This window comes from Leclercia sp. UBA1284 (genome assembly GCF_002308415.1).
Lineage (GTDB): Bacteria > Pseudomonadota > Gammaproteobacteria > Enterobacterales > Enterobacteriaceae > Enterobacter > Enterobacter pneumoniae.
Window position 1 is genome coordinate 60,950 of the sequence record NZ_DBUS01000004.1, and the last position, 19,049, is coordinate 79,998.

The 19,049-nt window shown below is 56.8% G+C and carries 18 protein-coding genes and 1 pseudogene; 11 read left to right on the forward strand and 8 right to left on the reverse strand.

The genetic code is table 11. The features are described from left to right. The first annotated feature begins 33 nt into the window (after positions 1 to 33). The 5 genes from B3511_RS01795 to rhaM all read left to right on the forward strand — a co-directional run bounded on the left by B3511_RS01795 (position 34) and on the right by rhaM (position 5,131). The gene (locus B3511_RS01795) at positions 34 to 1,536 is read left to right on the forward strand and encodes a sugar ABC transporter ATP-binding protein (protein ID WP_286772239.1); all 1,503 of its coding nucleotides are present in this window, start codon (positions 34 to 36) and stop codon (positions 1,534 to 1,536) included. After that, a complete protein-coding gene (locus tag B3511_RS01800) occupies positions 1,536 to 2,540 on the forward strand; it encodes an ABC transporter permease (RefSeq protein ID WP_046886195.1) in 1,005 nt (334 codons plus the stop codon). The genes B3511_RS01795 and B3511_RS01800 overlap by 1 nt, the downstream gene beginning before the upstream one ends. Then, a complete protein-coding gene (locus B3511_RS01805) occupies positions 2,537 to 3,541 on the forward strand; it encodes an ABC transporter permease (RefSeq protein ID WP_286772240.1) in 1,005 nt (334 codons plus the stop codon). The genes B3511_RS01800 and B3511_RS01805 overlap by 4 nt, the downstream gene beginning before the upstream one ends. Before the next feature lie 130 nt (positions 3,542 to 3,671). Beyond that, positions 3,672 to 4,820, forward strand: coding sequence for a lactaldehyde reductase (gene fucO, locus B3511_RS01810; protein ID WP_286772241.1), 1,149 nt, complete (start codon positions 3,672 to 3,674; stop codon positions 4,818 to 4,820). Continuing rightward, complete coding sequence (gene rhaM, locus B3511_RS01815; protein ID WP_286772242.1) at positions 4,817 to 5,131, forward strand: L-rhamnose mutarotase; 315 nt, start codon at positions 4,817 to 4,819, stop codon at positions 5,129 to 5,131. The genes fucO and rhaM overlap by 4 nt, the downstream gene beginning before the upstream one ends. Positions 5,132 to 5,168: 37 nt before the next feature. On the opposite strand, the gene B3511_RS01820 is transcribed toward rhaM, so the two are convergent. From B3511_RS01820 to B3511_RS01835, 4 genes are all read right to left on the reverse strand, one after another. After that, positions 5,169 to 6,434, reverse strand: a complete 1,266-nt coding sequence (locus B3511_RS01820) for an MFS transporter (protein WP_046886193.1) — start codon at positions 6,432 to 6,434, stop codon at positions 5,169 to 5,171. Between the two features lie 44 nt (positions 6,435 to 6,478). Beyond that, positions 6,479 to 8,602, reverse strand: a complete 2,124-nt coding sequence (locus B3511_RS01825; RefSeq protein ID WP_286772243.1) for an alpha-galactosidase — start codon at positions 8,600 to 8,602, stop codon at positions 6,479 to 6,481. 104 nt (positions 8,603 to 8,706) lie between these two features. Continuing rightward, complete coding sequence (locus B3511_RS01830) at positions 8,707 to 9,702, reverse strand: LacI family DNA-binding transcriptional regulator (protein WP_286772244.1); 996 nt, start codon at positions 9,700 to 9,702, stop codon at positions 8,707 to 8,709. A 20-nt stretch (positions 9,703 to 9,722) separates the two neighbouring features. Further along, on the reverse strand, positions 9,723 to 10,271 hold the full coding sequence (locus B3511_RS01835; protein WP_046886190.1) for a helix-turn-helix domain-containing protein: 549 nt from the start codon (positions 10,269 to 10,271) through the stop codon (positions 9,723 to 9,725). A 102-nt stretch (positions 10,272 to 10,373) separates the two neighbouring features. On the opposite strand from B3511_RS01835, the gene B3511_RS01840 reads away from it, so the two are divergent. Next, positions 10,374 to 11,033 carry an AzlC family ABC transporter permease gene (locus B3511_RS01840; RefSeq protein WP_040077975.1) on the forward strand — a complete coding sequence of 220 codons (660 nt, stop codon included), beginning with the start codon at positions 10,374 to 10,376 and terminating at the stop codon, positions 11,031 to 11,033. Further along, a complete protein-coding gene (locus B3511_RS01845; protein ID WP_040077973.1) occupies positions 11,033 to 11,356 on the forward strand; it encodes an AzlD domain-containing protein in 324 nt (107 codons plus the stop codon). Before B3511_RS01840 ends, B3511_RS01845 begins: the two co-directional genes overlap by 1 nt. A gap of 41 nt (positions 11,357 to 11,397) precedes the next feature. On the opposite strand, the gene B3511_RS01850 is transcribed toward B3511_RS01845, so the two are convergent. The 3 genes from B3511_RS01850 to fdhD form a co-directional block, all read right to left on the reverse strand. Beyond that, positions 11,398 to 11,610 (reverse strand): YdgH/BhsA/McbA-like domain containing protein, encoded by a 213-nt coding sequence (locus B3511_RS01850; RefSeq protein ID WP_046886189.1) that lies wholly within the window; start codon positions 11,608 to 11,610, stop codon positions 11,398 to 11,400. 191 nt (positions 11,611 to 11,801) lie between these two features. Further along, on the reverse strand, positions 11,802 to 12,014 hold the full coding sequence (locus tag B3511_RS01855; protein WP_040077971.1) for a YdgH/BhsA/McbA-like domain containing protein: 213 nt from the start codon (positions 12,012 to 12,014) through the stop codon (positions 11,802 to 11,804). 114 nt (positions 12,015 to 12,128) lie between these two features. Next, entirely contained in the window at positions 12,129 to 12,917 is a 789-nt protein-coding gene (gene fdhD, locus B3511_RS01860; RefSeq protein WP_414671867.1) for a formate dehydrogenase accessory sulfurtransferase FdhD, read from the reverse strand. A gap of 430 nt (positions 12,918 to 13,347) precedes the next feature. Here fdhD and fdnG point away from each other — a divergent pair, with 430 nt between their 5' ends. From fdnG to fdhE, 4 genes are read left to right on the forward strand one after another with little or no spacing between them, the layout of a single operon-like run. Continuing rightward, on the forward strand, positions 13,348 to 16,398 hold the full coding sequence (gene fdnG, locus B3511_RS01865) for a formate dehydrogenase-N subunit alpha (protein WP_212478581.1): 3,051 nt from the start codon (positions 13,348 to 13,350) through the stop codon (positions 16,396 to 16,398). Between the two features lie 12 nt (positions 16,399 to 16,410). Beyond that, positions 16,411 to 17,313 carry a formate dehydrogenase subunit beta gene (gene fdxH / locus B3511_RS01870; protein WP_010436855.1) on the forward strand — a complete coding sequence of 301 codons (903 nt, stop codon included), beginning with the start codon at positions 16,411 to 16,413 and terminating at the stop codon, positions 17,311 to 17,313. Further along, positions 17,310 to 17,945, forward strand: a complete 636-nt coding sequence (gene fdoI / locus B3511_RS01875; protein WP_008501832.1) for a formate dehydrogenase cytochrome b556 subunit — start codon at positions 17,310 to 17,312, stop codon at positions 17,943 to 17,945. Before fdxH ends, fdoI begins: the two co-directional genes overlap by 4 nt. Then, positions 17,942 to 18,871, forward strand: coding sequence for a formate dehydrogenase accessory protein FdhE (gene fdhE / locus B3511_RS01880; protein ID WP_046886186.1), 930 nt, complete (start codon positions 17,942 to 17,944; stop codon positions 18,869 to 18,871). Before fdoI ends, fdhE begins: the two co-directional genes overlap by 4 nt. Positions 18,872 to 18,927: 56 nt before the next feature. On the opposite strand, the pseudogene B3511_RS20620 reads toward fdhE, so the two are convergent. Next, positions 18,928 to 19,041, reverse strand: a pseudogene (locus B3511_RS20620) (PIN domain-containing protein); the annotation flags it as partial. Positions 19,042 to 19,049: the final 8 nt, after the last annotated feature.

Below are 19,049 nucleotides of genomic sequence, written 5' to 3' on the forward strand. Positions count from 1 at the left end.
CGAGGTGAGGGGGGATAAATATGGAGAACTATCATGACACCACTCCTCCAACTGAAGGGCATCACCAAGGTCTTCCCCGGCGTGCGTGCCCTTGAGAACGTTCAGCTTGAGCTCTGGCCAGGCAAAGTCACCGCCCTTATCGGCGAAAATGGCGCGGGCAAATCCACGCTGGTGAAAGTGATGACCGGCATTTACCAGCCTGAAGAGGGCGAAATTCTCTACAAGGCAATCCCTATTCAGCTCCCGACGCCGGAATCTGCGCACAAGGTCGGCATTACGGCAATTCATCAGGAAACCGTCCTGTTCGATGAACTCTCGGTCACCGAAAACATTTTTGTCGGTCAGTACCTCTATAAAGGCCTTTTTAAAAAACTCGACTGGTCAGAGATGCACCGCCGCGCGCAGGCCATCCTCACCCGACTGGAGGTACAGATTGACCCACGGGCTACGCTAAAAACCCTGAGCATCGCCCAGCGGCACATGGTGGCGATCGCCCGCGCGCTGTCGTTCGATGCGCAGGTGGTGATCCTCGACGAGCCGACCGCGGCCCTGTCGCAGCACGAAATCCTCGAGTTTTATCAGATCGTGGAGCGCTTAAAGCAGGACGGGAAAGCGATCCTCTTCATCTCGCATAAATTCGACGAAATCTTTGAGCTGGCCGACCATTACACCATTCTGCGCGATGGGGTGTATGTCGGTTCCGGCGCGATGAACGACATCACCGAAGAGCGGATGGTCGCCATGATGGTGGGCCGCGCCATCACTCAGACCTTCCCAAAAGTGGAGTGCGAAAAGGGCGAGACGGTGCTGGAGGTGAAAAACCTGTGCCACCCCACCGAGTTTGCCAACATCTCCTTTACCCTGCGCAAAGGCGAAATCCTCGGCTTTTACGGGCTGGTTGGCGCCGGGCGCACCGAGCTGATGCAGGCCCTCTCTGGCGTCTCGCGTCCCTCCTCCGGTGAAATCATCCTGAAGGGTAAAACGCAGCATTTCCGCCAGCCGTCGGACGCCATCAAAGCCGGCATCGTCTGCGTGCCGGAAGAGCGCCAGAAGCAAGGGGCGATCATTGAGCTGTCGATTGCGCAGAACATCAGCCTGCCGCAGCTTGGCAAAATGAACCCCAACGGGGTGCTAAATCATGATCGTGAATGGCAGCTGGCGGATGAGTACGCCAGACGTCTGCAGGTGAAAGCCTTTAGCTGGAAACAGCCGGTTGAAACGCTTTCCGGCGGGAATCAGCAGAAGGTGGTGATCGGCAAATGGCTGGCGACACATCCTGACGTGATCATCCTCGATGAGCCAACAAAAGGCATCGATATTGGCTCCAAAGCCGCCGTTCATCAATTTATGTCCGAGCTTGTCGGTCAGGGTCTGGCGGTGATTATGGTCTCGTCAGAACTGCCGGAAGTGATGGGTATGGCCGATCGCATTATCGTCATGCACGAAGGGCTGATGGTGGCGGAGTATCAGGCAGGGGGCGCAACGGCAGAAACCATCGTCAGCGCCGCCAGCGGTGCAAAACAGGAGGCCGCATAATGGTCAGGCAACTGCTGAAACACCGTGAAGCGCTGCTGGGCGCGGTGATCATTTTGATGATCGTCGCCATTGGCAGTCGCGTGCCCTCGTTTATCGCCCCGGGAAACCTGGTGGAGATGTTTAACGATACCTCCATCCTCATCATTCTCGCCCTCGGCCAGATGATGGTGCTGCTCACCAAAGGCATCGATCTGTCGATGGCGGCTAACCTGGCGCTGACCGGCATGATCGTCGCGCTCATCAATTTCCATCATCCGGAGGTGCCCGTCTGGGCGCTGCTGATTCTGGCCACGGCGCTCGGCCTGCTGATGGGCATGATCAACGGGCTGCTGGTGTGGAAGCTCGGCATCCCGGCCATTGTGGTGACGCTGGGTACGATGAGCATCTATCGCGGGATTATCTTTTTGCTCTCCGGCGGCGGCTGGGTGAACTCCAATCAGATGGGGGCCGATTTCCTCGGCCTGCCGCGTGCGGCGGTGCTGGGCTTGCCCGTACTGAGCTGGTGTGCGATTGCCGCTCTGTTGCTGGTGGGCTATTTCCTGCGTTACAGCCGCACCGGGCGTGCGCTCTACACCGCGGGCGGTAACGCCACGGCGGCCTACTACACCGGCATCAACGCCGGGAAGATGCAGTTTGTCAGCTTCTGCCTGTCCGGTGCGCTGGCAGGGTTCTGCGGATATCTGTGGATTTCCCGCTTCGCCGTGGCCTATGTCGACGTGGCTAACGGCTTTGAGCTGCAGGTGGTGGCCGCATGCGTGATTGGCGGTATCAGCACGATGGGCGGCACCGGTCGCGTGCTCGGCTGCCTGTTCGGCGCGCTTTTCCTGGGGGTAATTAACAATGCCCTGCCGGTCATCGGCGTGTCCCCGTTCTGGCAGATGGCCATTTCCGGCACGGTGATTGTGATTGCGGTGCTGCTCAACGAGCGCGGCAATAAACGCAAAGGGCGGTTAATTCTGCGCGATGCGGCGCTGGCGCGTCAGAAACTGGCGGTGAAATCATGAGCAAAATTATGACCACTGAAGAGATGAAACCGACCCCCTCATCGACGGGTTTTTTCCAGAAACTGCTGTGTTGGGAAGGGTTCTTGCTGGCGGTCACGCTGGCGGTATTTGTGGTGAATGCCCTCGCATCGCCCTATTTCCTCGATATCTGGAACCTGTCTGACGCCACTTTTAACTTCACCGAAAAAGCGATCATCGTGCTGCCGATGGCGATGTTGATTATCGCCCGCGAGATTGACCTCTCCGTGGCCTCTACCATTGCGCTGAGCTCTACGGTGATGGGCTTTTGCGCAGCGGCGGGCGTAGATACTCCGTTGCTGGTCTGCGTGGGGCTGGGCGTCGGGCTGCTGTGCGGCCTGTTCAACGGCTGGCTGGTGACGCGCTTTAACTTATCTTCCATTGTCATCACCATCGGCACCATGAGCCTCTATCGCGGGATCACCTACATCCTGCTTGGCGATCAGGCACTGAACAGCTATCCGGAGAGCTTTGCCTGGTTTGGGCAGGGTTACGTCTGGGGCGCACTGTCGTTTGAGTTCGCGCTGTTTATGGTGCTGGCGGCGGTGTTTGCCTTTGTGCTGCACCGCACCAACTTTGGTCGCCGGACCTATGCCATTGGCAATAACCCGACCGGCGCATGGTATTCCGGCATTAACGTGAAGCGTCACAACCTGCTGCTATTTGCCCTGGTGGGGCTGATGGCGGGTCTCGCCTCGGTGTTACTCACCTCGCGCCTGGGCAGCACGCGCGCGACGATTGCGATGGGCTGGGAGCTGGCGGTGGTGACCATGGCGGTGCTGGGCGGTGTAAACATTCTGGGCGGATCCGGCAGCATGGTGGGGGTGATTATCGCCGCCTTCCTGATGGGGCTGGTGACCTTTGGCCTGAGCCTGCTCAACGTGCCGGGGATTGTGATGTCGGTAATTATCGGCGCGATGCTGATTGTGGTGATCTCACTGCCGATTATCACCCGGCGGATTATGCAGCGGAGACGGATTTAATTTCCCCCTCACCCTAACCCTCTCCCCAGGGGAGAGGGAACTCGCTGGTGCGGCCATTTATCCTCTCCCAACGGAGAGGAACGGGGTGAGGGGAACGGATTACCCAAAAATCATATTAAGGAGAATTATCATGAGCTTTATGTTGGCGCTTCCCAAAATCAGCCTGCATGGCGCACGCGCAATCAGCGATATGGTCAACCTGGTGGCGAGCAAGCAGTGGGGTAAAGCCTTGATCGTGACCGATGGTCAACTGGTGAAGCTCGGCCTGCTCGACAGCCTCTTTGCCGCGCTGGACGCCCATCAAATGTCATATCATCTGTTTGACGAGGTGTTTCCCAATCCGACGGAAGCGCTGGTGCAGAAAGGGTATACCGCATACCAGGAGGCGGAATGCGACTACGTGATTGCCTTCGGCGGCGGTAGCCCCATCGATACCGCTAAAGCGATTAAAATCCTTACCGCCAACCCTGGCCCCTCTACCGCTTATTCCGGCGTCGGGAAAGTGAAAAACGCAGGCGTGCCGCTGGTTGCGATCAACACCACCGCAGGCACCGCGGCGGAGATGACCAGCAACGCGGTGATTATCGATTCCGCGCGTCAGGTGAAAGAGGTGATTATTGATCCGAACATCATCCCGGATATTGCCGTGGACGATGCCAGCGTGATGCTGGATATTCCGGCGTCCGTTACGGCCGCCACCGGCATGGATGCCCTGACCCACGCCATTGAAGCCTACGTCTCGGTCGGCGCGCACCCGCTCACCGACGCCAACGCGCTGGAAGCGATTCGCCTGATTACCCTGTGGCTGCCGAAAGCGGTCGACGAGGGCCATAACCTTGAAGCCCGCGAGCAGATGGCGTTTGGTCAGTATCTGGCTGGCATGGCGTTTAACAGCGCCGGTCTGGGTCTGGTTCATGCCCTGGCGCACCAGCCAGGCGCCACGCACAACCTTCCGCACGGCGTGTGTAATGCCATCCTGCTGCCGATCATCGAAAACTTTAACCGCCCGAATGCCGTGGCCCGCTTTGCCCGCGTGGCGCAGGCAATGGGCGTTGATACCCGCACGATGAGCGACGAAGCGGCCAGCATGGAGGCCATCCATGCCATTCGCGCCCTGAGCGCTCGCGTAGGTATCCCTTCTGGTTTCAGTAAACTGGGGGTAACGAAGGCGGATATCGAGGGCTGGCTGGATAAAGCGCTCGCCGATCCCTGTGCGCCCTGTAACCCACGAACCGCCAGCCGCGACGAAGTGCGCGAGCTCTACCTGGAGGCATTATGATCCGCAAAGCCTTTGTGATGCAGGTTAACCCTGACGCACATGACGAGTACGAACGCCGCCACACGCCCATCTGGCCTGAGCTGGAGGCGGTGCTGAAAGACCACGGCGCGCATCATTACGCCATCTTCCTTGATAAGCAACGCAACCTGCTATTTGCGACCGTAGAGATTGAATCGGAAGAGCGCTGGAACGCCGTCGCCCATACCGACGTCTGTCAGCGCTGGTGGAAACGTATGCGTGACGTTATGCCCGCTAACCCGGACAACAGCCCGGTGAGTACGGAACTTAAAGAGGTGTTCTACCTCGAGTAACCGACCGGTGCTGCCGCCATCGCGGCAGCACCGCTTTTCAGCTTACCTCCACGGAACTCCCCTGCACCGCCGCAGGACGCGAATGGGTAAGGGTAAACGCCGAGATTGCCGTTACCGCCAGGACAAAGCAGCCCAGCATCAGATAGGTATCCTGGAAGCCGATCCGATCATACATATTGCCGGCGAATGCGGAGAGGAAGATTGCTGCCAACTGTTTGGCAAAGTTGAAGCCAATCAGATAGATGGTGGCCGACAGGCGAGTATCAAAGACGCCGGTAATATATTTAAACGCCCCCACCAGCAGGAACGGCACCTCCAGCGCGTGCAGCATCTTCAGGGCCACCACCTCCACCGCCGTAGTGGCGAATGACGAGCCGATAATACGCGTAGCCATGATCACCCCGGCAATCAGAAGGGTGTTTTTCGCGCCAATGCGGTTAATGATCCACGGCGAGCAGAACATGATGATGGCGTTGCAAAGTTCCCCTGCCGTCGTGGCAAAGCCAAACGCCCGTGTGCCCGCTTCAGGGGTCGCAAAGAACGTTTTAAAGAAGGTGGCAAACTGCTGATCAAAGACGTCGTAAACGCAGGCCACGCCAATCACATACAGAATAAACATCCACATTTTGCGCTGACGGAACAGGTTCACCACGGTCTTAAGGGTAATCTGCGGCTGGTTGGCACCCAGGGCATTCATCACCTGCGCCGTCTGGTTTGGTTTTGGTTTGGCGACCACTAACAGCAGCATGAGTAAGAGCGCCGCGCCGGATCCCATCCAGAAAACAAGCGACGGATCGATGCTGAATAATATCCCGCCCGTCGAGGCGCACAGTCCCCAGCCCAGACAGCCGAACATACGCGCTTTGCCATATTCGAAGAAGCTATTGCGGCTCACACGCTCAATGTAGGCCTCAATCGCCCCCGATCCCGCCGAGAAGACGAAACCGATATACAGCCCGCCGCTAAGCGCCCCCAGCCAAATATTGGTTTTCAGGAGCGGAGCAAATACGTAGAGGAAAAAAGGGGCAAACAAGAAGAGCAAGATAGCGATGATCCACAGCAGGTGTTTTTTCAGCCCCAGCTTGTCGGAAATCACCCCCAGCACGGGCTGGAAAGCGATCGCAGAGAGCGAGATGCAGGAGAAAACAATCCCGGTATGGGTTTTATTCAGACCGATGATATCCGACAGCCAGATAGGCAGAAACGGAAAGCAGGTGGCCATAATGAAGAAATAGAGAAAAAAGAACGACCCGAAAATCCAGAAATTAGGGTTGTCTTTGTGGGTACAGGCAGTCGTGTTCATTATTTTTATCCTCAACCGGGGGCCGCCTTCACGGCCCCTCACCTTTACACGCGTTCAACGCCAATCAAAATGGCGGTTTCTGGATCGAGCACCGGCAACGCAATCCCTGCCTGCATCAACCATTCGCCGCTTACCGTTTGCGGCGCGTCCATCCATGCCGGAAGTTTGCGCATCGTATGGCCCCCCTCGCCCGTCAGGCGGATGTTAGGGTGATCGAGAAGCGTAATACGATACTGTGCGCCCGCTTCCAGCCCCGGCATGCGCAGCGGCATCATCAGGGTGTAGTCCGGCATGCGGAGCTGGCTGATGATAAACAATCCCTGCCCCTGGTCCTGGCTCACTATACCGGTAGCCAGCGTCGTGGCATCGGGCATATCGATCCGCCACTGGGTGCCGGTGTGGATCACCTCGCGCCACTGTTTGTGCAGCGCGGCGTAATGGCGATAGCCTTCGCGCTCCTGCTCGTCCACCGCTAGCGGATCCAGCTCCAGCCCCATGTGGCCAAAGAGCGCCGTCAGGCCACGAAACGCGATGCTGTGCTGTCGGAAAGTGGCATGGCATTTATGATGACCGATATGCGCGCCCATCACCTCTGGCGGGAAGAAGTAACTCATGCCGCGCTGAATGGTGTTCCGCTCCAGTGCATCGTTATTATCCGACGCCCAGAAACGGTGGCAGCGGGTCAGGACTTCATAGTCGATACGCCCGCCACCCGACGAGCAAGATTCAAATTCGATATGCGGGAACCGCTCGCCCAGGACATCCAGCAGGCGATAGAATTGACGGGTTTGCGCGTCGGCAGCCGCCTTGCCATTGTGGCCAGGCTGAACCAGCTCGCGGTTCATGTCCCACTTCACGTAATCCACCTGATGCTCGCCCAGCAGCCAGCTCATGCGTTCCAGAAGATAGTCAAAGGCCTGAGGAATGTTGAGGTTCAGTACCAACTGATGGCGGCCCGTGGCCTGTTCATAGCCCGGCAGCGCCAGCACCCAGTCAGGGTGGGCACGATAGAGATCGGAGTTGGGGTTGATCATTTCCGGCTCAACCCAGATGCCAAACTCCATACCGAGCGCCTTAACGTGACGCACCACGGGGGTTAAGCCGTCCGGGTATTTTTTCTCGTCGAGGTACCAGTCCCCCAGCGCGGCATGGTCATCGTTCCGCCCTTTAAACCAGCCATCGTCGATGATAAAGCGCTCCACCCCCAGCGCGGCAGCTTCGTCAGCCATGCGCATGATGTAAGCCGGGTCGTGATTAAAGTAGATCCCTTCCCAGGTGTTGAGGTGTACCGGACGCGGTTTGTTATCCGGGAAACGAATAATGTTTTCACGCAAATAGCGGTGGAACTGCTGGCTCATGCCATTCAGCCCCTGCGCGGAGTAGCTGGCGTACAGGTTCGGCGTCCAGAGGGTTTTCCCCTCAGCAATCGCTATCTCGCCGGGCAGATAGAGCGCCTCCGCCTGCAGATAACGCCGCCCGTCGGTTTTCACTTCGGCACGCAGACGGTGGTTACCACTCCAGCCGAGGTGCACGCCCCACACATCGCCCTGCATTTCATTGAAGGACGGCGTGCCGGTAATCAGCGCCGGGAAGTGTTCATGAGAGGTTTTGCCGCGGCGGTTTTCAATGACAAAGCTGTCATGTTCCAGCCGCAGGCGGTGAGGCTGGAACTCGCGGATCCAGCGGCCATGAAACGCCATGACCTCCTGCGCCCGCTCTGCCACCGGTAGAGTAATAGCCAGTCGATCCACTTGCCACGCCTGCGGCCGCAGGTTGGTCACGCCGTGGCGCACCCGCAGCACACCGCTCTCCTCCAGGTCAATCTCACTGGTCAGGCGCAGACCGGCGTGAGTATCTTCTGCCGCGATAGTCAGACTTTGGCCCTGCAGGGTGACGGCGGTGGTGGTAAAGACCGGCGAGCCATCCATCCCCTGACGATGCCCCTCAATGCCCGGGGAACCAAATAACCCGTGGCCCAGTTCGGCCATCAGGGTTACAGGGGAGTCAACGTCCAGTCTGCCATTGGCAACAGGACGGGAAAGCGTGGCCGCATCCTGCGGCGAAAAGTGGCGAAGGTGCGGCCCCCAGTAAAGAATCTCGGCGAACGGGTGGGTTTTTATCACTACATCCACCGTCTCGCTTACGAGTCGTAAAATGGCATCTTGCATCAGACATCTCCAGTCATCGGGATGATCTGAGTCTTGATCCGAAACGTTTCGGATACAAACTTAAACGTTTCGGTTTTGTGATCGGGTTTAGAAATTTAGAGAAATTAGGCGGTTTCGCCCGGTGAGAAGGCGGGTTGCCACAACACCTGTAATCTGGCGATATCCTCGCCGCTGATCAGCTGACGAACCATATCGGCAATCTGTCTGCCCACCCCTTCACGGGTAGACTGGATCACTGCCGCCACCTCGGTAGTGACAATGCTGTCCTGCGGTAAACCGTCGTAAACAATCAGCGCCACAGGGTTGTCGCCCGTTAATCGTCCCCTCTGGGAAAGCGCCATCGCGGCCCCATCGCCGTGGGTATTACAGTCGGTAATAATCGCCGTTGGCGGTTCGGGTAAGGCCAACAGATCGCAGGTGGCGGTATACCCCTCGCGTCGGGAAGGAGGCATAGCGCGCAGCCATTCAGCTGAGAGCCCCGCCTCCTGCAACGCATCCAGATAACCCTGGCGTCGCTGAGTGATAAAGGCCTGGGTATTACTCTCTCCCAGGAATGCGATACGCCGGTGGCCTTTGGCGATGAGCCAGTGGGTGGCCTGGTGGGTACCGGCATAGTTATCGAAATCAAACCAGGCGTAAGGCTGCGGTAGCTGGCTGCGGCCGAGGGCAAGGAAGGGGAAATTTGCCGCCTGCAGTTGCTCAAGACGCGGGTCGCGATCGAGGGTATGCGCCACGATTAACGCATCCACCCGGCGGCTCTGCACCATACGCATATAGCTGTGTTTATCGGCCAGATCGTCATCGGCAATCAGCAGCAGGTCAATCTCATGTCGCGCCAGTTCGTGGCTAATTTCGCCGACCATATCCATAAAAACGCTGTTATTGAGCGGAACAGGATGTACCGGAAAGACCAGCCCAACCGCATCAATTTTGCCCATCTTCAGACGACGGGCAAAGGTATTGGGCCGGTAACCACGGCGCTGAGCTTCCGCTTCCACGCGCGCACGCGTCTCGCGAGAAACGTCATCATATCCGTTGAGGGCACGACTCACGGTGGTGACCGAGAGCCCGAGTTCTTTGGCGATGGCTTTAAGCGACATGATTATCCGTGTCTTGAAAGTTAGTTCTGTTCCGCCACCATAAGCGCAAACGTATCTGGCTCAAGGGCTTTAAAAATATGCGGCCGATCGGCGGGATAACAAATGTAATCCCCTTCGCCCAGCTCTTCCGGCGCATCGGTCAGGCCCACCACTGCCCGTCCCTGAGTGATAACAATATGCTCAACCGAACCGGGTGGATGCGGATGCGAAATACGGTCTGCGCCCGGCTGAGCCGCCAGCATATAGATATCACGTCGTGCGCCTGGCGGGCAGGTGGCTAACAAAATTGCCTCATAGTTTGCCTGCTCGGCAATCACTTTCGTCCCTTCTCCCCGGCGAATAACCTGGGTAATAGGTTGCTGTGGCTCAAGCAAGCGCGCAAAGGGAATATCCAGTGCCACACAAAGTGACCATAAGGTCTCTAGACTGGGATTGCCGTTTCCGGACTCCAGCTGCGACAGGGTAGATTTGGCGATCCCGGCGCGGCGAGCAATTTCCGCCAGAGAAAGTCCGGTTCGCATACGTTCCCGCACCAGGCTTTTGGCGATTACGCTTATTGGCTGCGTCATAAAACGGCCTCGTGTTCTATAAATCGAACGAATCGTTCATCTTGATAAACTGAAGTGATGCGTTCATTATAATGGATATTCGTTCGATATGGCTAAAATTGTATGAAACCACATTTCTCCTGCCTGAAAGGCGACACGATAAAGGCCATTCTGCTGGTTTGTCTGGCTGTTGGCGTTGTAGGGATGTCTTACGGCTCGTTGGCAATGGCGTATGGCTTCCCCCTCTGGGTACCGTTTTTGCTCTCTATTTCCGTACTGGCGGGCGCCTCTGAATTTATGTTTATCGGCATTGTGGCCAGCGGCGGCAATCCACTGGCTGCCGCTGCCGCGGGTCTTCTGGTGAACGCGCGCCATGTGCCTTTTGGCGTTACCGTGCGCGAGCTGGTGGGCCAGCGCGGCGCGAGCTTGCTGGGTTGTCACATTATGAATGACGAGAGCGTGGTATTTGGCCTGTCACAAAAAACGCCAGAACAGCGCAAAGCGGCCTACTGGCTCTGCGGGCTGGGTGTGGCAATTATCTGGCCGCTGGGCACCCTGCTGGGGGCGATGGTCGGCAAACTGCTGCCAGAGCCGGAAACCATCGGGCTGGATGCAGTGTTTCCGGCCATTTTACTGGCGTTAGTGGTGCCCGCCTTTAAAAACCGCACCACGCTTATCCGTGCCTTTAGCGGGGCGGCGTTGTCGCTGGCTGCGGTACCCTTTGCACCGGTGGGCCTGCCCGTCTTGCTCTCTCTGTTTGGCCTCGCCACGAGGAAGAAATAATGGAAAACATGACCGTCTTTATTCTTGGTATCGCCCTGCTGTCGGCGGGCACCTATCTGATGCGGCTTGGCGGGGCGAAACTTGGCAGTCGGTTAGCGTTATCTGAACGCTCCCAGGCGCTGCTGTCGGATGCAGCAACCGTATTGCTGTTTTCGGTGGCGCTGGCGACCACCTTCTATGAAGGAGAGCACTTTTCGGGGATGGCGCGGGTGTTGGGCGTGGCCTTTGCGGTATTCCTTGCCTGGCGCAAGGTGCCGTTGATTTTCGTGATCATTGCCGCGGCGGTGGTAACAGCGTTATTACGCCTGGCAGGCATAAACTAAAAAAGCGCCCCGGGGGCGCTCTTTCGACAAATGCTTTGCTCTTATTTATTCAGTTCTGCAGTCATGTGCACGCGGTTACCGGCGAAGGCCTGGGTAATGGTGTAAGAAGACGCACCGGCCTGCTGTGCCTGGGCGGCGATTTTCGCTTCAGCGCCATCGATGGTACTGGCGGAGGCGGTAACCGACTGGGCAGCGAAAGAACCGAAAGAGGTAGCCAGAGCGATTACTGCAACAAAAGTTTTGATGCTTTTCATGATATAAACCCTTTAAGTTAGTTGTCTGTGTAAGGCGCCGTGCCTTGATGTGATAAATAATAGGCCTGAACATCAACAACTGAAAGCGGAAGGATTTGCTTTAATAAATCAAAATTACTGAACAATAAATCAGCGGATCGCCAAAACAAAAAAAGCGCCCCGGGGGCGCTCTTTCGACAAATGCTTTGCTCTTATTTATTCAGTTCTGCAGTCATGTGCACGCGGTTACCCGTGAAGGCCTGAGTGATGGTGTAAGAAGACGCACCGGCCTGCTGTGCCTGGGCGGCGATTTTCGCTTCAGCGCCGTCGATGGTGCTGGCGGAGGCGGTTATTGACTGGGCTGCGAAAGAACCGAAAGAGGTAGCCAGAGCGATTACTGCAACAAAAGTTTTGATGCTTTTCATGATATAAACCCTTTAAGTTAGTTGTCTGTGTAAGGCGTTGTGCCTTGATGTGATAAATAATAGGCCCTTACACGGACTACTGAAAGCGGAAGGATTTGCTCACAACATTCAAAATTACTGATTAACAATTAAGCGCTGCGGATGGGTATAGATTGTGGCTCTTCCCGGTTTGCAGAACCCTACCAGCGTCAGGTTGCAACGCTCGGCCACCTCTACCGCCAGGGTGGTGGCAGCGGATACCGCAAACACGATCTCAACGCCGCACATGGCCGCTTTTTGCACCATCTCGTAGCTGGCGCGGCTGGAAACTAACGCAGCTCCCTGCTGCCAGGCTTCACTCTCATTCACTCTGCGGCCCAGCAGTTTATCCAGTGCCACATGGCGTCCGACATCTTCATGCCCGCCCGCGATCTCACCCGACGGCAATACCCAGGCGGCGGCATGTGTGCATCCGCTTAACTGCCCTATCGGTTGCACATCGTTGAGATGGTGGAGAGCATGATCAAGATGAGTGAGTTCAAAACGCTGCGTAAAAGGCAGCGGCACCACGGGTTTGCCAATATCGTTAAGCTGTTCAACACCGCATACGCCGCAGCCGGTTCGCCCTGCCAGCGCACGTCGGCGCTCTTTGAGTCCCATAAAACGGCGGCTTGAGAGTTCGATTTGCACCTCAAGGCCGTTACAGGCCGGGACGACGTCCATGCCGTAGATCTCCTGCGGGTGCGTAATGATACCTTCCGATAATGAAAAACCGATGGCGAAAAGCTCCAGATCCTTAGGAGTGGCCATCATCACCACATGGGAAATGCCGTTGTAAACCAGTGCAACGGGTACCTCTTCTGCCAAAAAATCGGGGATCGCATCGTTTATATGAGGGGGTCTGTGTACCCGTTGCTCAACCACGCCAGCAGGCAGCGATGAGAGGCGGATATCACGATTCGGTTTTGACACAACGTATTTCCTGAGCAACCACGAGGGAGAAGCCTGCTATTGCACCATAAAGTGCAGGCCTCGCGCATAGTATGGATCAACTTTTCAGCCTCCATTTATCCTCAGTTTACCTACTCCGTTCGGAGTGACACAACCCGGACGCATAAACATCCCCATAACATCAGTGGTTAATTTTGTGACTAATGTCACGCTTTATAATCAATATAGTGATAATACGTTCACTTTGTTTTAACGCCATTGGAACAGGCGTACCGACATTGTGGTATTCTGGTCAAACCCCTCGTGTAAATGAGGGATTAACGCAAATTTTCTCATTTGCGGTTAATTCTTAACCGCGAAACAAAACTACAAAGCAATGTCGTAATGAACCAAGGAGTGACCCATGCAGGTCAGCAGAAGGCAGTTCTTTAAGATCTGCGCTGGCGGTATGGCAGGCACAACGGCAGCCGCGCTGGGCTTTGCCCCCGGCGTAGCGCTGGCGGAAACACGGCAGTACAAACTGCTGCGCACCCGCGAAACCCGTAATACCTGTACGTACTGCTCCGTCGGCTGTGGGCTGTTAATGTATAGCCTCGGCGACGGTGCCAAAAACGCCAAAGCATCTATTTTCCATATTGAAGGTGACCCGGATCACCCGGTCAACCGTGGCGCGCTATGCCCGAAAGGGGCAGGTCTGGTGGACTTTATCCACTCCGAAAGCCGTCTGAAATTCCCGGAATATCGCGCGCCAGGCTCCGATAAATGGCAGCAAATTAGCTGGGAAGAGGCGTTTGACCGCATCGCGAAACATATTAAAGAAGACCGCGATGCTAACTTTATTGAGAAGAACACAGACGGCGTCACCGTTAACCGCTGGCTCTCCACCGGAATGCTGTGTGCCTCGGCCTCCAGCAACGAAACCGGCTATTTAACCCAGAAATTCACGCGTGCGCTCGGTATGCTCGCGGTCGACAACCAGGCGCGTGTCTGACACGGACCAACGGTAGCAAGTCTTGCTCCAACATTTGGTCGCGGTGCGATGACCAACCACTGGGTCGACATCAAGAACGCCAACCTTATTGTGGTGATGGGCGGTAACGCCGCTGAAGCGCACCCTGTCGGGTTCCGCTGGGCGATGGAAGCCAAAATCCACAACGGTGCGAAACTGATTGTGATCGATCCCCGCTTTACGCGTACAGCGTCAGTGGCGGATTTCTACACCCCTATTCGTTCAGGTACTGACATCACTTTCCTGTCAGGCGTATTGCTGTACCTGATGACCAACGAAAAATATAACCGCGAGTACACCGAAGCCTATACCAACGCCAGCCTGATCGTGCGTGAGGATTACCACTTCGAAGATGGCCTGTTCAGCGGTTACGACGCCGAAAAACGCAAATACGACAAAACCAGCTGGAACTACGAGCTGGATGAGAACGGCTTTGCGAAGCGCGATAAGACCCTGCAACACCCGCGCTGCGTGTGGAACCTGCTGAAAGAGCACGTCTCCCGCTATACGCCAGAAGTGGTCGAAAACATCTGCGGAACGCCAAAAGCGGACTTCCTGAAGGTGTGCGAGCTGATCGCCGAAACCAGCGCGAAAGACAAAACCGCGTCGTTCCTGTACGCACTCGGCTGGACGCAGCACTCTATCGGCGCGCAGAACATCCGTACCATGGCGATGGTTCAGTTGCTGCTCGGTAACATGGGGATGGCAGGCGGTGGCGTGAACGCCCTGCGCGGTCACTCCAACATTCAGGGTCTGACCGACCTCGGCCTGCTGTCGCAGAGCCTGACCGGTTATATGAACCTGCCAAGCGAAAAACAGACAGATTTGCAAACCTACCTGACGGCGAGCACGCCAAAACCGCTGCTCGAAGGCCAGGTGAACTACTGGGGCAACTATCCGAAGTTCTTTGTCTCGATGATGAAGGCGTTCTTCGGTGACAAAGCGACGGCGGAAAACAGCTGGGGCTTTGACTGGCTGCCGAAGTGGGACAAAGGCTACGACGTGCTTCAGTACTTCGAAATGATGCACCAGGGCCAGGTCAACGGCTACATCTGCCAGGGCTTTAACCCGGTGGCGTCGTTCCCGAACAAAAACAAGGTTGTCGAGTCCCTGTCGAAACTGAAGTTCCTGGTGACGATTGATCCGCTCAATACTGAAACCTCGACCTTCTGGCAAAACCACGGCGAGTCAAACGACGTCGATCCGTCAAAAATCCAGACCGAAGTGTTCCGTCTGCCTTCGACCTGCTTCGCGGAAGAGAACGGCTCTATCGTTAACTCCGGGCGCTGGCTGCAGTGGCACTGGAAAGGGGCGGACGCCCCGGGCATTGCCATGAACGACGGCGAGATCCTGGCCGGTATCTTCTTACGCCTGCGTAAGATGTACGCCTCTGAAGGCGGCGCGAATCCAGAGCCGGTGCTGAACATGACCTGGAACTACTCCACGCCGGAGAACCCATCCCCGGAAGAGGTGGCGATGGAGAGCAACGGTAAGGCGCTGGCGGACGTTATCGATCCGGCCACCGGTGTGGTTCTGGCGAAGAAAGGCGATCAGTTGAGCACCTTCGCGCACCTGCGCGACGACGGTACCACCTCCAGCGGCTGCTGGATCTTTGCCGGGAGCTGGACACCGAAAGGTAACCAGATGGCCAACCGCGATAACGCCGACCCATCGGGCCTCGGCAATACGCTGGGCTGGGCATGGTCGTGGCCGCTGAACCGCCGCATTCTCTATAACCGTGCCTCCGCTGACCCGCAGGGTAACCCGTGGGATCCGAAGCGTCAGTTACTGAAGTGGGACGGCGCGAAGTGGGGCGGCGTGGATATTCCGGACTACAGCACCGCCGCACCAGGCAGCGATGTTGGGCCGTTTATCATGCAGCCTGAAGGGATGGGACGTCTGTTTGCTATCGATAAGATGGCGGAAGGGCCATTCCCGGAACACTACGAGCCGTTTGAGACGCCGCTGGGCACCAACCCGCTGCACCCGAACGTGGTCTCTAACCCGGCAGCACGTATCTTCAAGGGCGACTTTGAGGCGCTGGGTAAAAAAGACAAGTTCCCGTACGTGGGCACCACTTACCGTCTGACCGAGCACTTCCACTACTGGACCAAGCACGCGCTGCTTAACGCCATCGCGCAGCCAGAACAGTTTGTGGAGATCGGCGAGAAGCTGGCGAACAAACTCGGCATTGCCCATGGCGATACCGTGAAAGTCTCCTCTAACCGTGGCTATATCAAGGCCAAGGCGGTGGTGACCAAGCGTATTCGCACGCTGAACGTTCACGGTCAGGAAGTGGATACCATCGGTATCCCGATTCACTGGGGTTACGAGGGCGTGGCGAAGAAAGGGTTTATTGCGAACACCCTGACGCCGTTCGTCGGTGATGCGAACACGCAGACGCCGGAGTTTAAGGCCTTCCTCGTGAACGTGGAAAAGGTGTAACGGAGACGACCTATGGCTTATCAATCTCAAGACATTATCCGTCGTTCCGCGACAAACAGTTTCACGCCCGCGCCTCAGGCGCGGGACCACCAGCAGGAAGTGGCAAAGCTTATCGACGTGACCACCTGTATCGGCTGTAAAGCCTGTCAGGTGGCCTGCTCGGAGTGGAACGATCTCCGCGACGAAGTGGGGCACAACGTTGGGGTGTACGACAACCCGGCAGACCTGACCGCCAAGTCCTGGACGGTGATGCGTTTCTCGGAAGTGGAGCAGAACGACAAACTGGAATGGCTGATCCGCAAAGATGGCTGTATGCACTGTGCGGATCCAGGCTGCCTGAAAGCCTGTCCGTCGGAAGGGGCTATCATTCAGTATGCCAACGGCATCGTCGACTTCCAGTCCGAGCAGTGCATTGGCTGCGGCTACTGCATCGCAGGCTGTCCGTTCGACGTGCCGCGACTGAACCCGGAAGACAACCGTGTCTACAAATGCACGCTGTGCGTTGATCGCGTGACCGTCGGCCAGGAGCCGGCATGCGTGAAGACCTGTCCAACGGGGGCTATCCACTTTGGTTCCAAAGAGGATATGAAGACGCTGGCGGCAGAGCGCGTGGGCGAGCTGAAAACCCGTGGTTACGACAACGCGGGCCTATACGATCCGGCCGGGGTGGGCGGGACGCACGTCATGTACGTGTTGCACCACGCCGACAAGCCGAATCTGTATCATGGCCTGCCGGAGAACCCGGAAATCAGCGCCACAGTGAAGTTCTGGAAAGGCATCTGGAAACCGCTGGCAGCGGTCGGGTTTGCTGCCACCTTCGCAGCGAGCATCTTCCACTACGTCGGCGTCGGTCCGAACCGCGCGGAAGAGGAAGACGACAACCTGCATGAAGAGAAAGACGAGGTGCGCAAATGAGAAAACGTGACACCATCGTGCGCTATACCGCGCCGGAACGCATCAACCACTGGGTCACCGCCTTCTGCTTCATGCTGGCGGCGATAAGCGGACTGGGATTCTTCTTCCCGTCCTTCAACTGGCTGATGCAGATCATGGGAACACCACAGCTGGCGCGTATACTGCACCCGTTTGTTGGCGTCATCATGTTCGCGTCGTTCATCATTATGTTTTTCCGCTACTGGCACCATAACCTAATCAATCGGGATGATATCTTTTGGGCGAAGAATATTCGTAAGATCGTCGTTAACGAGGAAGTAGGTGATACCGGGCGTTATAACTTCGGCCAGAAATGCGTATTCTGGGCGGCGATTATCTTCCTGGTCCTGTTGCTGGTCAGCGGTGTGATCATCTGGCGTCCGTACTTTGCGCCTGCTTTCTCAATCCCGGTGATCCGATTCGCGCTGATGCTGCATTCATTTGCCGCAGTGGCGTTAATTGTGGTTATCATGGTGCATATTTACGCCGCCCTCTGGGTGAAAGGCACCATTACCGCGATGGTGGAAGGATGGGTAACCAGCACGTGGGCGAAGAAACATCACCCGCGCTGGTACCGTGAAGTCCGCCAGAAACAGGAAAAGTCATCTGAATGAGTATTCGCATAATCCCGCAAGATGAGCTGGGTTCGAGCGAGAAACGCACGGCGGATTACATTCCGCCGTTGTTATTCCCCAGACTCAAGAACCTCTATAACCGCCGCGCAGAGCGTCTGCGCGAACTGGCCGAGAGCAACCCGCTGGGCGATTTTCTGCGCTTTGCGGCGCTGGTCGCCCATGCGCAGGAGGTGGTGCTGTACGACCATCCGCTGCAGATGGACCTCACCGCGCGCATTAAAGAGGCCAATGCGCAGGGCAAGCCGCCGCTGGATATTCATGTCCTGCCGCGCGACAAGCACTGGCATAAGTTGCTGCATTCGCTGATTGCCGAGCTGAAGCCGGAAATGAGCGGCACGGCGCTGGCGGTCATTGAGAACCTGGAAAAAGCCTCTGACCTGGAGCTGGAAGAGATGGCGAGCGCGCTGTTCGCCTCTGACTTCTCGCTGGTCAGCAGTGATAAAGCGCCGTTTATCTGGGCCGCGCTGTCGCTCTACTGGGCACAAATGGCCAGCCTGATTCCGGGCAAGGCTCGGGCCGAATACGGCGAAGCGCGCCAGTTCTGCCCGGTCTGTGGCTCTATGCCGGTCACCAGCATTGTGCAAATTGGTACCACGCAAGGGCTGCGTTATCTGCACTGCAACCTGTGCGAGACCGAGTGGCACGTGGTGCGCATCAAATGCAGCAACTGCGAGCAGACCCGCGATCTCAACTACTGGTCACTGGAAAACGAAGAGGCGGCGGTGAAAGCTGAAAGCTGCGGCGACTGTGGCACTTACCTGAAGATTCTGTACCAGGAAAAAGACCCGAAAGTTGAAGCCGTAGCGGACGATCTGGCAACGTTAGTGCTGGATGCGCGAATGGAGCAAGAAGGCTTTGGTCGCAGCTCGATTAACCCGTTTATGTTCCCGGGTGAAGGGGAGTAGCTTCCTGTAACAACGCCGGGCGGCACAGAGTTGCCCGGCCTACAGGTGATAAAGTGCCCTGAAAAATCCTGACTATTGCGTGAAATTAACGGGCAATTTTTGCTCTGCGCCGTGGCCAGAATAATGGCATCCGGTAGTTTCATTCCATGCTTCTCGCAGAGCATGACATTTCAGCCTG

Coding starts and splice junctions, on each gene's coding strand:
- B3511_RS01795 (WP_286772239.1), top strand. CDS start 34: ATGACACCACTCCTCCAACTGAAGGGCATCACCAAGGTCTTCCCCGGC.
- B3511_RS01800 (WP_046886195.1), top strand. CDS start 1,536: ATGGTCAGGCAACTGCTGAAACACCGTGAAGCGCTGCTGGGCGCGGTG.
- B3511_RS01805 (WP_286772240.1), top strand. CDS start 2,537: ATGAGCAAAATTATGACCACTGAAGAGATGAAACCGACCCCCTCATCG.
- fucO (WP_286772241.1), top strand. CDS start 3,672: ATGAGCTTTATGTTGGCGCTTCCCAAAATCAGCCTGCATGGCGCACGC.
- rhaM (WP_286772242.1), top strand. CDS start 4,817: ATGATCCGCAAAGCCTTTGTGATGCAGGTTAACCCTGACGCACATGAC.
- B3511_RS01820 (WP_046886193.1), bottom strand. CDS start 6,434: ATGAACACGACTGCCTGTACCCACAAAGACAACCCTAATTTCTGGATT.
- B3511_RS01825 (WP_286772243.1), bottom strand. CDS start 8,602: ATGCAAGATGCCATTTTACGACTCGTAAGCGAGACGGTGGATGTAGTG.
- B3511_RS01830 (WP_286772244.1), bottom strand. CDS start 9,702: ATGTCGCTTAAAGCCATCGCCAAAGAACTCGGGCTCTCGGTCACCACC.
- B3511_RS01835 (WP_046886190.1), bottom strand. CDS start 10,271: ATGACGCAGCCAATAAGCGTAATCGCCAAAAGCCTGGTGCGGGAACGT.
- B3511_RS01840 (WP_040077975.1), top strand. CDS start 10,374: ATGAAACCACATTTCTCCTGCCTGAAAGGCGACACGATAAAGGCCATT.
- B3511_RS01845 (WP_040077973.1), top strand. CDS start 11,033: ATGGAAAACATGACCGTCTTTATTCTTGGTATCGCCCTGCTGTCGGCG.
- B3511_RS01850 (WP_046886189.1), bottom strand. CDS start 11,610: ATGAAAAGCATCAAAACTTTTGTTGCAGTAATCGCTCTGGCTACCTCT.
- B3511_RS01855 (WP_040077971.1), bottom strand. CDS start 12,014: ATGAAAAGCATCAAAACTTTTGTTGCAGTAATCGCTCTGGCTACCTCT.
- fdxH (WP_010436855.1), top strand. CDS start 16,411: ATGGCTTATCAATCTCAAGACATTATCCGTCGTTCCGCGACAAACAGT.
- fdoI (WP_008501832.1), top strand. CDS start 17,310: ATGAGAAAACGTGACACCATCGTGCGCTATACCGCGCCGGAACGCATC.
- fdhE (WP_046886186.1), top strand. CDS start 17,942: ATGAGTATTCGCATAATCCCGCAAGATGAGCTGGGTTCGAGCGAGAAA.